Here is a 14,480-nt window from a genome sequence, read left to right as displayed (position 1 = left end):
GCGTGCGGACGTGCGGCGTCCTGCGGGAGCAGGGTCCGCTTCGTGGATCGGATGATTTCAGTGAATGTGCGGTGCGATCGCCGCACGGAAGGAAAACAACATTGCCGGCTCGACGACGTCCGGCGCGCAGCTTTACACGCTGCCCCGCTTCGCGCGCCGGCGTTGCACCAGCCAGTCGAGCAGTTGTCGTCCGTCGCGTTCGCCGAACCAGCGTGCGTGCCCGAGCAGGTAGCCGTCGTACGCGACGTCGACGATCGCCGGGGCCTCGATGATGCACCCGAAATACGCGACTTCCGACAGCGCGAACTCCGTATGCACGATCGGCAGCATCGCGACCAGCGCCGCATACGCATCGTCGCTCAGCGGTTCGAGCGATTCGTAGCCGTCGAGCAGCGCATCGATGTGCGCGTATTCGATGCGGCGCGCATCGGCCGGCGCCATCCAGTCGATCGTATTGCGCTCGATCGCCAGCGCGACGTCCATCACCGCGCACGTGCGATCGGACAGGCCGAAGTCGAGCACGGTGCGCACCCGCGCGCCGGGGCCGGCGTCGGTCCACAACAGGTTCGACGCATGCCAGTCGCCGTGCGTCCACAGCGGCGGCAGCGCGGGAAGCAGCGGCACGAGGCGCGCATGATACGGGCCGATCGCATCCGCTACGTCGCCGCGCCAGTCGCGCGTGCCGAGCGCGCGCACCAGCAGCGGCTGCGCATCGACCCAGCGTTCGAGCGCACCCGCCAGATCGGTGGACGACAGTACGCGAAAACTCGACAACAGCGTGCGCACGGGCCGCGCCGGCGCATCGTATCCGGCCGATGCGCGATGCAGTTCGGCCAGCGCGCGGCCGGCCGCGTATGCATGCGAAGGATCCGTGAACGGCTGCCACGACATCACGCCGCGATACGCGTCGACGCCCGGCGCAACCACGTGCACTTCATAGGTCCAGTCGCCGGATGCGAACGCGGTCGCGCCGTCGCGACCGGCGAGCACGTCGGCGACCGGAACATCGCGTGCACGCAGATGCGCGATGAAGCGATGCTCTTCCTCGAGTCCGGCGACATCACGCAGGCTCACGTGATGACGCTTGACGAACAGCGTGCGCTCGTCCGTCGTGTGCACCAGCACGGCCGCCGAGAACGGCCGCGGGCTGTGCCACGTGAGCCGCGCCGGCGCGCCGACGCCATCGATCCGCGCGAGCACGCCCGCGACTTCGTCGTGCGTCATCAGCGGCCAGTCGCGTTCGGCCTGCTCGCCGTCGACGCCGAATTGCGGCGGTGCGACGTCCCGCGCGTCGACGGCGTCACGCGACGCAGGCGCGTTCGGCTCGAGAGGAAATGTCATGAACGACGCAGCTCCGTTGTTGAATCGGCCCGTGAATCAGCCCGCCGGGCTCGCCGTCGCGCGCAGCGCGTCGGCCGTCCGGCTCCAGTCGCGCCAGCCGATGACGGCGAGCGCGATGAACAGCGCATAGAGTCCGGCCGTCAGATACAGTTCCTTGAACACGAACATCCCGACGTATACGACGTTCACGACGATCCACAACCCCCACGACGCGATGTAGCGCCGCGCGGTCCAGTATTGCGCGACGAGGCTGAACGCGGTCAGCGACGCATCGACGAACGGCAGCGCCGCGTCGGTCCAGCGCGCCATCATCCCGCCGAGCAGCGCGCTGCCGACGACGGCCGCGATCAGGTCGGGCAGCATCTGCCGCGGCCGCACGCCAGTGACGGGCGCGACATCGCCGGCCGGCGCCGCGCCGCCGCTCGCCTCCAGCGTACGCTGCGCGATCCAGCGGCGCCAGCCGTACACCTGCAACACCGCGAACGCGCCCTGCAGCAGCATGTCGGAATACAGCTTCGCGTCGAAGAAGATCCAGCCGTACAGCGCGACCGACGCGAGCCCGACCGGCCAGCACAGCATGCGCCGTTTCGCGGTCAGCCAGATCGCGAGCGCGCTGACGATCACGCCGGCGATTTCGAGTGGGGACATCGTCTGTGCTCTCCTGGTTGGCTGCCGGGGCCGCGCATCACGCGGCCGGATCCGGACGATCAGAAATCATAGGTCAACGATACGCGGGCGGTGCGCGGCGCGCCCGGGAACAGGTACGCGTCGCCCTGCTGCTCGCCCGCGTCGCGCCAGTAGAACTTGTTGAACAGATTGTCCACCGACACGCGCAGCACCGTGCGATGGCCCGCGATCTTCGTCGTATAGCGCGCGCCGAGATTGAACACGAACCACGACGGCACGCGCGCGGTGCCTTCCTCGTTCGCATAGCGCGCGGCGCTGTACTCGACGCCGCCGAGCACGTTCAGACCGGCGACGCCCGGCACCGCGTAGTCCGCATACAGCGATGCGCGCAGCGCCGGCACGTTGATGATCTGGTGCCCCTCGTACGCCGGCGAACCCGAATCGTACGCGCGCGCGCGAATCGCCGCGACGCTGGCCGTCAGCCCGAGCCGCTCGGTCACGCGCCCGGCCGCGCCGAGTTCGATCCCCTGGTGGCGCTGCGTGCCGCGCTGCACGAACGTATAGCTCGTGCCCGACGCATCGGGATCGGCGAACTGGAACGGCTTGCTGATCGAGAATACGGCGGCCGTGAGGCTCAGCCGGTCGAGCCAGTCGTATTTCGCGCCGAGTTCGAACTGATGCGATTCGACCGGCGGCAGGAACGCATACGCGTTGGTCGCGCGCACCGGCGCCTGGTCGCCGAGCGACAGCGCCTTGCTGTACGACGCGTACAGCGACAGCACGTTCACCGGCTTGTAGACGAGCGCGACCTGCGGCAGGAACACCGAGCGGTCGGTGTGCGTCGCGTCGCCGTCGAGGCTGTTCCAGCTGCGCTGGCGCAACAGCACTTCCTTGCCGCCCGCGAGCACCTGCCAGTGCTCGCCGATGCTGATGCGGTCGAGCCCGAACACGCCGTACTGCCACGCGTCGAGCTGCGGATACGACGGCCCGGCCGTGTTCGGCGACGGCGTGAACGCGACGTCGGGCCCATAGATGTTCTCGCTGCCCACGTAGTCGTACACGGCGTTCGCCATGTGTACGACGCGGCGCTGCACGCTCACGCCGAGCGTCAGCTCGTGGCGCAGCGGGCCCGTCGCGAACCTGCCCGTCGTCACCGCGCGCAGGTCGTCGTTGCGGCGGTATTCGCCCGGGCTGCGGAAGTCGTACACGTCGTAGTCGCCGTTCGCGCCGAAGAAGAACGGCGACGTCGTGCCGGCCGCGCAGCTCGCCGCGTAATAGCAGCCGTACGCGAACGCGCTGTTGTCGTCGATCATCGTGCGGCTGCGGCCGGCGGCGATGTAGGCCTTCCAGTCGTCGTTGAACTGGTAGTCGAAGCGCGCGTTCAGGTTCAGCGCGTCGGTCGTCACCGGCTTCGCCCACGGCTGCGTGCCGAGCGCCTTCGACGTCGTCTTGACCGACGGCACGACGGTGCCGCCGAGCAACTGGTAGCCGGGCGCGGAACGCTGGATCCACTGCTGGAATTCTGCGTTCAGCTGCAGGCTCGCGCGCGGGCTGATGTCCCAGTCGGCGGCGATCGAGCCGAACGTGCGTCGCCCGTTGGTGCCGTCGATGTACGAATGCATGTTCTCCTTCGCGGCATTGATCCGGAAGCCGAACTGATTGTCGGGGCCGAAGCGGCGGCCGAGATCGACGGCCGCCGACGTCGAGCCGCGGCTGTCGACGCCGGTCGTCACGCTCGCGACGTTCGCCGAGCGCTTCGTCACGAAGTTGATCACGCCGCCCGGCGCGACCACGCCGCTGTCGATGCCGGCCAGTCCCTTCAGGATCTCGACACGCTCCTTGTTCTCGAGCGGCACGTTCTGCTCACCGGACACCGTCAGCCCGTCGATCCGGATCGCGCTCGCGAGATCGACCGGAAAGCCGCGGATCGCGAAGCCTTCGAAATAGCCGACCGGCGCATAGTCGTTGACGACCGACGCATCGTTGCGCACCACGTCGCTCAGGCGCTTCGCCTGCTGGTCGTCGATCAGCGCCCGCGTGACGACGTTGACGGAGGCCGGCGTGTCGCGCAGCGGCGCGTCGTCGAGCCCCGCGACCGACGCCTCGCGCACGCGAAACGAGCCGCCGCGCTCGCCGCTGACCGTGATCGTCGGCAGTGTCGTGGCCCGGGGCGCATCGGCGTCGGATGCCGGCGCGTCGCCCTGTGCCGCGGCGGCCTGCGCCGCGAAAAGCGTGATGCCGAGACCGACGCCAAGCCCGACCTTCGCGCGCCGCCGCCGTGCGGGCGCCGCTGTTGTTCTATTCACCGTCATTGTTCTGGATGGAAAACTCGCCACTCGACCCTGTCGAAACACTCGAAACGCGTTATGCCGCCGCGAAGCGCGACCTCGCGCAAGAACCCGCGGCGGCCCCGCGAACGCCGGGCGCGAACGTCGACACGACATTCATCAGACGAATCGGACGATCGGGCAGCATGCTTGCCGATCGATCGGGAAAGCGCTGGATGGGACATCGGATGACGGTGGCGCGCCGGGTACCGACGCAGCCGCCGACCGGTTCGTCGGGGGCGTGTCGGGCGGCCGGCTGCATCGCGCGCGGCTTGTCATGCGGGGGGACGCTTCGAACGCCCCGTTACGGGCGCGACGTACTTGCGCGCGCCGTTCGCTGGAACGGCGGCATGCCCGTCGCGCACGACATCGCGGCGCGGCGCGCATTTTACCCCGGGCGGGGTTGACCGCCCTGGAATCGGGCAAATCGGGGGCGAGGAAGGCGGGAACGGACACCGCGCGATTCATGCGGCACGGCGACGGCGCCGAGGTGCGCGTGACTGGCGTCGTGCGCGGGCACCTCGATGGCCGGCACGGTCACGCGGCCGGAAACCGGAGCCGGAACGTTCGCCCGCTCGCGATTCGGCGGTCGGTCAGAACCCCTGCATCGTCGCGGTCGGATCGACGACCAGGTGCACCACGCCGTAGATCACCGCGCCGACCAGCACCGCGAGCACGATCGCCACGAACGGCAGCAACGTGTAGTTGACGTTCGCGAGATCGGCGGCGTGCGCCTTGCTGTTGCGTACGCCGAAGAAACTCCACAGGACCAGCTTGATCATGCCGAGCAGTTTCATGGTTGTGCTCCTTTCATCGAATCGGTTGACGCTATCGTCGACCCGACCGGCATCCGAAAAAAGCAGCAGTTGCGCGCGCTTTTCGCGCAGCAGGCCATCTGCGGCGGCATGTCGCATGGTGCGTTCAGCGCTCGAGCACGAGCGGCGTCACGGCCCCTTCGGCAGGCTGCGCGACGCACAGCAGCACGCAGCCGGGTTCGACCGGCGCATCGTGCGACTGCACGTAATCGACCGCACCGGACAGCATGCGCGTCGCGCACGTCCCGCACGACCCGGAACGGCACTCGGACGGCACCGCCACGCCCTGACCTTCGGCGAATTCGAGCAATGTGCCGTCGGCGGGTGTCCATGCAGCTTCGCGGCCGGTGCGCCGGAATATGACGGGCACGCTCGCCGCCGGCGCGCCGGCCGCACGTGTCGTGTTACGCACGACGCTCGACGGCCCGAACGCCTCGAAACGGATACGCTCGTCCGGCACGTTCAGCGCGCACAACCCGTCGTACAAATCGCGCATGAACGCGGACGGCCCGCACAGGTAGAAATCGTAGTCGTCGAACGGCAGGATGCGCTTCAGTTGCGCGATGTCGATGCGGCCCGGTCGTGCCGCGCCGTCGCGCTGCGGCCGGCTGTCGAACCAGTGCAGCGATACGCGCGGGTCCGCGTCGGCGATGCGCGTCAGTTCCGCCGCAAACGGCCGGTCGGCCGTGTCGCGCGCGCCGTGCACGAACACGATGCGACGCGACGCCTTGTCGTCGGCCAGCGCGCGGCGCAGCATCGCGATCATCGGCGTGATGCCAATGCCGGCCGACACCAGCACCGCAGGACGCGGGCTCGCGACGTCGAACGTGAAGCGGCCGCGCGGCATCTGCGCGTCGAGCGTCATGCCTGCCCGAGCATGATCGTGCAGCCACGTCGACACGCGTCCTTCGCGCTTCACGGTGATCCGGTAACGCGGCGCGCCCGGTGCATCGGACAGCGTGTAGCTGCGGATCGTCAGCGCGTCGCTGCCCGGCAACGCGACGCGCAGCGTCAGGTGCTGCCCGGCTTCGTACGTCGGCAACGCGTCGCCATCGGCTGCTTCGAAATGAAACGAGCGGACCGCGCGCGCTTCGTCGACGATCTTCGCGATGCGCAGCGGGCGCCACGCGGGAGCCGATGCGATTGCTGATGAAGGCGCGGACGTGCGTGCCGTTGCCGATGCGAGTGCGGACGGCACCGGCCCGCCCGCCGCAACCGCGCCCGCCGCCATCGCCGCGAACTGCGGCGCGCGTTCAACCGCCGACCACCTGAACGGCAACACCGCGCGCATGCGCCGCACTTCCCGCACATGAAACCGCACGACCCGCTGCGCGCCATCGAACGACGCGACGAGCGGCCCGTCCCACACGATCTCCGCCCGCGCGGCGACATACAGCAGATCGCCGCTGTCGAAATCGACGAACAGCAGCCCCGCGCGCGGATCGTGCTGCAGGTTGCCGAGCGTGTTGAAGAAGCGGTTGCCGCTGAAATCCGGCGTCGTCAGCGTGTGCGCGTCGTCGACGCGCACGAAGCCCGGCATGCCGCCGCGATGCGACACGTCCGCGCCGTGCGCGGCGCCCGCGTCGGCCGACGTGTTCGCACTCGCGACGAAGAACGTATCGGCCTGCGCGAGCAGCGCGCGATCCGCGTCGCTTAGCCGGTCCGACACGTCGGACGCAATGGACGCCCCGGCTTCACGCGCGACGAAGGTGGGTTTGCGGCCCTGGATGTACTTCGCACAGTTGCCGAAGCTCTGCTCGACCGCGATCGTCAACGCGCCGCCGTCGGTCGCGCGCACGACGCCGTTCACGCGATTGCGCCTGCGCGTATCGAACTCGATCCCGAGCCCGCCGAGCGGCGCACCCCGCTGCCACGCGCCGGCCAGCGGATCGCCGGGCAGCGCATCGCCGTCGATGCGCAGCGTGCGCGCGTCCGGCGCCGTCACGAAGCCGGGTGTCCCGACCCGCAGCGTCGCCCAAGGCTGGCCGTGCGCATCGACGCCGCCGAGCACGAAGAACGGCAACTGCGCAAAGAACGTCCGGTGCTGGTCCGGCATGAAGCGGCGAATCCCGCGCCGGCCGGCCGTGCCCGCAGCCTCCGTCACGCCCGCGCGCTGCTGCACGGCAAGCTCGCCCGCGTGAAACGGCGCAACGTCGAGTTCCCAGCCCGGTACGGCGGCGGTCGGCGTGGTCATCGCGTGCTCCCGGTCAAGGCGCGGCTTCGCGTCAGGCGGCAAGCAGGCCGGCGCGGGTCGGCGGCATCGCGACGAAGCCCGGCAGCGCCTCGACGCGCGCGAGCCACGCGCGCACGTGCGGATACGGTTCGAGCGACACGCCGCCTTCCGGCGCGTGCGCGATGTACGTGTAAGCGGCGACGTCGGCGATCGTCGGCTGCTCGCCTGCGGCGAACGGCTTGCCGGCGAGTTCCCGGTCGATCACGGCCAGCACCTTCGCGGCCGTGCGCTTGGCCGCGTCGTGATCGAGCGGCGCGCTGAACACGGTGACGAGCCGCGCGGCCGCCGGCCCCGATGCGATCGGCCCGGCCGCGTACGACAGCCAGCGCTGCACGGTCGCCGCGCCGGCGGCATCGTCGGGCAGCCAGTGCGCGTCGCCGTAGCGCTTCGCGAGATAGACGAGGATCGCGTTCGAATCGGCGAGCACGGTGCCGTCGTCGTCGATCACCGGCACCTGGCCGAGCGGATTGAGCGCGAGGAACGCGGGTTCGCGCTGCGCGCCGGCCGCGAGATCGACGTCGACGGTGTCGAACGGCAGCCCCAGCAGCGACAGGAACAGCCGCACGCGATGCGCATGCCCCGACAGCGGGAACGAATAGACACGAACCGGACGGGCGGGCTTGCTGGCGGCTGGCATGGAGAGGCTCCTGGATCTCGCGCCGCCGGGAATCGGCGACGAACGGCCCCAGCGTAGCGCTCGCCGTTCGTGTCCAGAAGACGGATAATCGCTGAAACATTATCCTTTTCCATAGGACAATCGACGATGGCCGATCTTCGCGACGTGAACCTGAACCGGCTGGCGATCTTCGTCGCGGTGGTCGATGCCGGCTCGCTGACGGCCGCGGCCGAGCGGCTCGGCCTCGCGAAAACAGTCGTCAGCACGCACATGCAGCGGCTCGAATCCGAGGTCGGCGCGAACCTGCTGGTGCGCACCACGCGGCGGCTGAGCGTGACCGATGCGGGGCGCGCGTTCTACGACGCGTGCCGCGACATCGTGCGCGCGACCGAAAGCGCGCTCGACGCGGTGTCGTCCGACGCGGGGCCGCTGCGCGGCACGCTGCGCGTGAGCGTGCCGATCGACTACGGCGCGCTCGTCGTCGCGCCGGCCGTCGTCGCGCTGCGCGACGCGCATCCGGGGCTCGACGTCGAGCTGATCGCGAACGATCGCGTCGTCGATCTCGTCGCGGACAATCTCGACGTCGCGATCCGCATCGGCCGTCTCGCGGATTCGAACTATCGCGCGGTGCAACTCGGCGAGTACGAGAAATGGCTGGTCGCGAGCCCGGCGTTCGTCGCGCGGCACGGGCTGCCGCGCGCCCCGGATGCGCTCGCCGCGCTGCCATTCGTGATGCTGTCGACGCTGTCGCGCCCGCATACGCTCGAACTTCTCGACGCGAGCGGCGGCCATGCGTCGGTGCGCTGCGTCGCGCCCGTCGTGTCGAACACGGCGACGGCCTGCCGTGCGATCGCGCTCGCGGGCGGCGGCTTCGGGCTCCTGACGGATTTCTCGATCGCGGAGGACGTCGCGGCCGGCCGGCTCGTCCGGCTGCTACCCGCATGGCGCTCGGCGCGGGCCGGGATTCACGCGGTGTATCCGTCGACGCGGCTGCCTTCGCCGAAGGTGCGTGCGTTCGTCGATGCGATGAAGGCGAGGATCGGAGAAGCGCGGTCAGCGACGCCGGCACGATCGAAACGCTCGAGCGGCTGAAGCGTCGGACGGCTCCGCAACGCAACCGGATGCGAATCGCGCAGGTCCGATCGTCGCCGCATCCTAGCCCGCTTCGCGCAACGTCCCCAGCAGCACCTTCCTGCAACTCGCGACCATCTGCGCCTCCGGGTCGCGATACCCGGTGAGCAGCCACGCCGCGCCGACGTTCGTCATCGCGCCGACCAGCGCGAGCCCGACGAGCCGCTGCTCGGTGCGCTCGGCAGGCGTCACGGCCTCGCGCGCCGTGCCGATCGCCATGATCAGCTTGCCGAAGTCGATCAGTATCCGCTGGTACGTCATGTCGGTATCCGCGCTCACGCCCATCACCTCGAGCAGCAGCACGCGCGCCGCGCACGGATCGCGCAGGAATCCGAAGAACGCGGCGAGCCCCGCGTCGATGCGCTCGCGCAGATCGCCGCCGCGCTCCGCCACCGCCCGCGCGACCGCGTCGTGCAACTGCTGCGCGTGATGCAGGTAGGTGCAGCGCAGCAGATCCTCGGTACTGTCGAACGCCGCATAGAAATAGCGATCGTTGAGCTTCGCTTCCTGGCAGATCGACCGCACGGTCGCCTTGCGGAAGCCGACCGTGCCGAACACGCGCGTCGCCGCGCGGATCAGCGCATCGCGCCGCTCGGCGGCCCGCACCTCGGGCGCCACGCCGCCGTATGCCCGGCCCCGTTTTTCCGTTTCGAGTGCTTTCTCCATTTCGCTATTTGACATCAGGACACCCGAAAACTAAAGTGGTGACGAATAACACCACAATAGGCGCGCCGCCGACTCAGCGCAAGCGGAACGGGAGGAACGACGAATGAAGGGTTTTTCCGGCAAGGTCGCCGCGATCACGGGCGCCGGCTCGGGCATGGGCCGCAGCCTCGCGGTCGAGCTCGCGCGGCGCGGCTGCGAGGTCGCGCTCGCCGACGTCGACGAAGTCGGGCTCGCCGGCACGGCGGCGGCGTGCGCGAAGCACGGCGTGCGCACGAGCACGCGGCGGCTCGACGTCGCCGACCGCGATGCTGTATTCGCGTGGGCCGATGACGTGCGCGCCGAACACGGCAAGGTCAACCTGGTCTTCAACAACGCGGGCGTGTCGCTGGCCGCGAGTGCCGAAACCGCGCGCATCGCCGATCTCGAATGGATCGTCGGCATCAACTTCTGGGGTGTCGTGCACGGCACTCAGGCGTTCCTGCCGCATCTGCGCGCGTCGGGCGACGGGCACGTGATCAACACGTCGAGCCTGTTCGGGCTCGTCGCGATGCCGACGCAGAGCGCGTACAACGCGACCAAATTCGCCGTGCGCGGCTTCACCGAGGCGCTGCGGATGGAGCTCGAACTCGACGGCGCGCCCGTCAGCGCGACCTGCGTGCATCCGGGCGGCGTCGCGACCAACATCGTCGACGCGAGCCGCGTCGACACCAGCATCCACGCGCTCACGGGCCAGGACGAAGCGACCCACCGCCGTCAGGCGAACCGCCTGATCAACGCGACGACGGCCGACGATGCCGCGCGGCAGATCCTCGCCGGCGTCGAGCGCAACGCGCGCCGCGTGCTGGTCGGCGCCGATGCCCGCCGCCTCGACAAGCTCGCGCGCCTGCTCGGCGCCGGCTACCAGCGGCTGGTGCTGCGCCACGTGCGCCGCGCCCGCGCGCGCAATCTCGAACGCATCCATGCGCCGGCCGCGCTCCCGACCACCCCGACCAAGGATCCCGCATGACCTCGACGACGACCGACCGGCGCGACGTGCCGTCCGCCCGCGGCGACAGCCGCGACCTCGACGTGCTGATCGTCGGCGCCGGCCTGTCCGGCATCGGCGCCGCCTATCACCTGAAGCGGCGCTGCCCGTATGCGAGCGTGGCGATCGTCGAGGCGCGCGACGCGATCGGCGGCACCTGGGACCTGTTCCGCTATCCCGGCGTCCGTTCGGATTCCGACATGTTCACGCTCGGCTACAGCTTCCGCCCGTGGCACAGCGACAAGGCGATCTCGGACGGCCAGACGATCCTCGACTACATCCGCGACACCGCGCGCGCGTACGGCATCGACCAGACGATCCGCTACGGCCAGAAAGTGGTCGCGGCAGACTGGGATTCGAACCGCGCGCGCTGGACGGTGCACATCGAGCGCACGCGGGACGGCGCGGTCGACACGCTGGTCTACACGTGCCGCTTCCTCTACATGTGCAGCGGCTATTACGACTACGACGGCGGCTACCTGCCCGACTGGGCCGGCATGGAATCGTTCGAAGGCCGAATCGTTCATCCTCAGCAATGGCCGAAGGACCTGTCGTACGCGGACCGGCGCGTCGTCGTGATCGGCAGCGGCGCGACGGCCGTCACGCTGGTGCCGTCGATGGCGGCCGACGCGAAACACGTGACGATGCTGCAGCGCTCGCCGACCTACATCGTGTCGCTGCCCGCACGCGACAAGATCGCGAACGCGTTGCGCCGCGTGCTGCCGTCGAGCCTCGCGCACCGGATCGTGCGCATGAAGAACGTACTGCTGACGATGTACCTGTACAACGTGTCGCGCCGCAAGCCCGAGCAGACGAAACGGTTCATCATCCGCGCGGCCGGCAAGCAGCTCGGCCCCGACTTCGACGTCGCGAAGCATCTGACGCCGCGCTACATGCCGTGGGACCAGCGCGTGTGTCTCGTGCCGAACGGCGACCTGTTCAAGTCGATCCGCGCGGGCCGCGCCTCGATCGTCACCGACGAGATCGAGCGCTTCACGCCGACCGGCCTGAAGCTGAAGAGCGGCCAGCAGCTCGACGCGGACGTGATCGTCACCGCGACGGGACTGAAGGTGAAGATGCTCGGCGGCGCGCGCGTCACGGTCGACGGCCGCGCGGTCGATCTGCCGCAGACCGTGTCTTACAAGGGAATGATGTACAGCGACGTGCCGAACCTCGCATCGTCGTTCGGTTACACGAACGCGTCGTGGACGCTGAAGGCCGAGCTGATCGCGCGCTACGTGTGCCGGCTGCTCAACCACATGCGCGCGAACGGCTACGACACCTGCGTGCCGCGGCTCGGCGCGGGTGATCTCGGCGACGTGCCGGCGGTGAACCTGAGCTCCGGCTACATCCAGCGCGCGGCCGGCATCCTGCCGAAGCAGGGGCATCGCAAGCCCTGGAAATTCCATCAGAACTACGTGCTCGATCTCGCGTCGCTGAAGTTCAGCGGGCTCGCCGATTCGGCGATGCAGTTCGAACGCCGCGCGAAAGCCGGCCCGGCCGCCGCGCCGGTCGCCGACCCCATACTCGAAACCCGTTGAGGCCGACATGAGCCATACGCTCCACCTGATCCAGAACGTGCTGCTCGGCGTCGTCGCGGTGCTCGCCGCGCTTGCGCTGTTTTCCGGCTACGTCGCGCGTCGCGTGACGCGCGCGTTTCCGCCCGAAGGCCGCTTCGTCGACATCGGCGGCGACCACATCCATTACGTCGAATACGGCAGCGGGCCGCCGCTCGTGTTCGTGCACGGGCTCGCCGGGCAGTGGCGCAACTTCGCGTACCTGCCGCTCACGCGGCTCGCGCAGCATCATCGCGTGATCCTCGTCGACCGGCCCGGCGCCGGCCGCTCGCTGCGCGGCGCCGGTTCGCAGGCGAACGTGTTCGCGCAGGCCCGCACGATCGCCGCGTTCATCGATGCGCTGAAGCTCGATCGGCCCGTGCTCGTCGGCCACTCGCTCGGCGGCGCGATCGCGCTCGCGGTTGGCCTCAACCATCCGGAGCGCGTGAGCCGGCTTGCGCTGATCGCGCCGCTGTCGCACGAGCAGACCGAGCCGCCGGCGCCGTTCAAGCCGCTGATGCTGCCGTCGCCGCTGGTGCGCCGCTTCGTGTCGTGGACCTTCGCGATCCCGCTGACGATCCTGACCGGCCGCAAGGCCGTGAGCCAGGTGTTCGCGCCGGAAGCCGTGCCGCGCGACTTCCCGGTGAAGGGCGGCGGGCTGCTCGGGATGCGGCCGCACGTGTTCTACGCAACGGCGACGGACCTGCTGTCGGCGCCGGTCGACCTCCCCGCGATGGAGCGCCGCTACGCGGACCTCGCGTTGCCGGTCGACGTGCTGTATGGTCGCGCCGATCCGATCCTGAACTGGCGTACGCACGGCGAGGCGCTCGCGCAGAAGTCGGCGCGCGTGCGGCTGAAAGTCGTCGAAGGCGGGCACATGCTGCCGGTCACGATTCCGGACGCAACGGCGGACTGGCTGCTCGAAGTCGCCGCCGCGCCGGTCGAGACGCCAACGCAGAGCGCGCACGTCGCGCATTGATCGGCCGCGGGCCTGCCGGCACGCGACGCGCCGCGTGCCGGTCAGCCTTCGTCGTCGGGCAGCGACAGCCCGAGTTCCGTCATGACCTCGCGCGCGCTGCGGAACGCCTCGACCGCCGCCGGCGCGCCCGCGTACAGCGCGCTGTGCAGCAGCACCTCGCGGATCTCGACGAGGCTCGCGCCGTTGTTGAGGGCGCCCCGCACGTGGCCCTTCAGTTCCGTGCCGCGGCCGAGCGCGGCCAGCATCGCGCAGGTACAGAGGCTGCGCGTCTTCAGGTCGATCCCGCCGCGCTGCCACGTGCTGCCCCACGCGTGCTCGTTCAGCCAGTTCTGCAACGGACGCGAAAAACCGTCGAGGTCGCGCATCGCACGCTCGACGAACGCCTCGCCCATCACCTCGGTGCGGCGCGCCTTGCCCTGTTCCCTGTCCTGTTCGCTCATGTCGTGTCCTGTCTGAAGTCGTGGCCGCTTCGGCGTTGCCTGCGGCCGGGTGGGTCCGCGTCATGTTCGCGGCGCGCGGGCGTTTCGTCAAAGACCGTGTCCTCGGGTCGTGACCGGCCACGTCACACGCGGAACGTCGGGTCGAACGCTACGTAACATCCGGCCCGGCGTTACGGTTCCTTACGGGAACATCACGGCGAGGGCGCCGGCACGTCCGGGGTCTCCGTCTCGCGAAAGCGCCATTCCTCCGTTTAATTCGCGTCGATATTCCCGATTCCCGCAACAAAGCGCTGGCGCGTTTCGCGAAAGATGTCATGGCGCGGAATTTGCAGTAATGGCCCGGACACAACTTCCAATGTCGAGGCCACCATGCACCATTACTTAAAGAAGTCAGCGGTATCGCTGGCCGTCCTGTCGCTGCTCTCACTGTACGGCTGCGGCTCGGTCGACGGACCGGTCACGCCGCCGATCAAACCGAGCTCGTCGGGGACTTCGGGGACGTCGGGGACCTCCGGCACTTCGGGCTCCTCCGGTACGTCGGGTACTTCCGGCACTTCGGGCTCCTCCGGCACTTCGGGCACTTCGGGCACTTCGGGCACTTCGGGCACTTCGGGCACTTCGGGCACTTCGGGCACTTCGGGCACTTCCGGCACTTCCGGCACTTCCGGCACTTCCGGCACTTCCGGCACTTCCGGCACTTCCGGCACTTCCGGCACTTCCGGCAC

12 protein-coding genes and 1 pseudogene are annotated in these 14,480 nt (G+C 69.4%); 4 read left to right on the top strand and 9 right to left on the bottom strand.

Translation table 11 applies throughout. The features are described from left to right. Positions 1-132: 132 nt before the first annotated feature. From WS46_RS04805 to WS46_RS04775, 6 genes are all read right to left on the bottom strand, one after another. Positions 133-1,341: a phosphotransferase enzyme family protein gene (locus WS46_RS04805; RefSeq protein WP_059689458.1), complete on the bottom strand. Its 1,209-nt coding sequence runs from the start codon at positions 1,339-1,341 to the stop codon at positions 133-135. Positions 1,342-1,377: 36 nt separating this feature from the next. Continuing rightward, positions 1,378-1,989, bottom strand: coding sequence for a nicotinamide riboside transporter PnuC (gene pnuC / locus WS46_RS04800; protein ID WP_059531890.1), 612 nt, complete (start codon positions 1,987-1,989; stop codon positions 1,378-1,380). A gap of 59 nt (positions 1,990-2,048) precedes the next feature. Beyond that, positions 2,049-4,280: a TonB-dependent siderophore receptor gene (locus WS46_RS04795; RefSeq protein ID WP_059689457.1), complete on the bottom strand. Its 2,232-nt coding sequence runs from the start codon at positions 4,278-4,280 to the stop codon at positions 2,049-2,051. 608 nt (positions 4,281-4,888) lie between these two features. Continuing rightward, positions 4,889-5,092 (bottom strand): DUF2970 domain-containing protein, encoded by a 204-nt coding sequence (locus tag WS46_RS04785; protein ID WP_059531896.1) that lies wholly within the window; start codon positions 5,090-5,092, stop codon positions 4,889-4,891. 124 nt (positions 5,093-5,216) lie between these two features. Then, complete coding sequence (locus WS46_RS04780; RefSeq protein WP_059690177.1) at positions 5,217-7,304, bottom strand: pyridoxamine 5'-phosphate oxidase family protein; 2,088 nt, start codon at positions 7,302-7,304, stop codon at positions 5,217-5,219. Positions 7,305-7,335: 31 nt separating this feature from the next. After that, positions 7,336-7,980 (bottom strand): glutathione S-transferase family protein, encoded by a 645-nt coding sequence (locus WS46_RS04775; protein WP_059689455.1) that lies wholly within the window; start codon positions 7,978-7,980, stop codon positions 7,336-7,338. A gap of 126 nt (positions 7,981-8,106) precedes the next feature. Here WS46_RS04775 and WS46_RS04770 point away from each other — a divergent pair, with 126 nt between their 5' ends. Next, a complete protein-coding gene (locus WS46_RS04770; protein ID WP_059689454.1) occupies positions 8,107-9,051 on the top strand; it encodes a LysR family transcriptional regulator in 945 nt (314 codons plus the stop codon). Between the two features lie 63 nt (positions 9,052-9,114). On the opposite strand, the gene WS46_RS04765 is transcribed toward WS46_RS04770, so the two are convergent. Next, positions 9,115-9,756, bottom strand: coding sequence for a TetR/AcrR family transcriptional regulator (locus WS46_RS04765; RefSeq protein WP_257129925.1), 642 nt, complete (start codon positions 9,754-9,756; stop codon positions 9,115-9,117). 103 nt (positions 9,757-9,859) lie between these two features. On the opposite strand from WS46_RS04765, the gene WS46_RS04760 reads away from it, so the two are divergent. Genes WS46_RS04760 through WS46_RS04750 form a run of 3 tightly spaced genes read left to right on the top strand, consistent with a single transcriptional unit; the run spans position 9,860 to position 13,315 of the window. Further along, positions 9,860-10,762: an SDR family oxidoreductase gene (locus WS46_RS04760; RefSeq protein ID WP_059689452.1), complete on the top strand. Its 903-nt coding sequence runs from the start codon at positions 9,860-9,862 to the stop codon at positions 10,760-10,762. Then, entirely contained in the window at positions 10,759-12,321 is a 1,563-nt protein-coding gene (locus tag WS46_RS04755) for an NAD(P)/FAD-dependent oxidoreductase (RefSeq protein ID WP_059689451.1), read from the top strand. The genes WS46_RS04760 and WS46_RS04755 overlap by 4 nt, the downstream gene beginning before the upstream one ends. A 7-nt stretch (positions 12,322-12,328) precedes the next feature. Continuing rightward, on the top strand, positions 12,329-13,315 hold the full coding sequence (locus tag WS46_RS04750) for an alpha/beta fold hydrolase (protein WP_059531914.1): 987 nt from the start codon (positions 12,329-12,331) through the stop codon (positions 13,313-13,315). Positions 13,316-13,356: 41 nt separating this feature from the next. On the opposite strand, the gene WS46_RS04745 is transcribed toward WS46_RS04750, so the two are convergent. Next, complete coding sequence (locus tag WS46_RS04745) at positions 13,357-13,755, bottom strand: carboxymuconolactone decarboxylase family protein (RefSeq protein ID WP_059689450.1); 399 nt, start codon at positions 13,753-13,755, stop codon at positions 13,357-13,359. A 377-nt stretch (positions 13,756-14,132) separates the two neighbouring features. Then, positions 14,133-14,480 (bottom strand): annotated as a pseudogene (locus WS46_RS36720) (highly repetitive protein); the annotation flags it as partial.

It is taken from the genome of Burkholderia sp. RF4-BP95, from assembly GCF_001521985.1.
Lineage (GTDB): Bacteria > Pseudomonadota > Gammaproteobacteria > Burkholderiales > Burkholderiaceae > Burkholderia > Burkholderia diffusa.
This window is presented reverse-complemented; position numbering and strand designations above follow the sequence as displayed.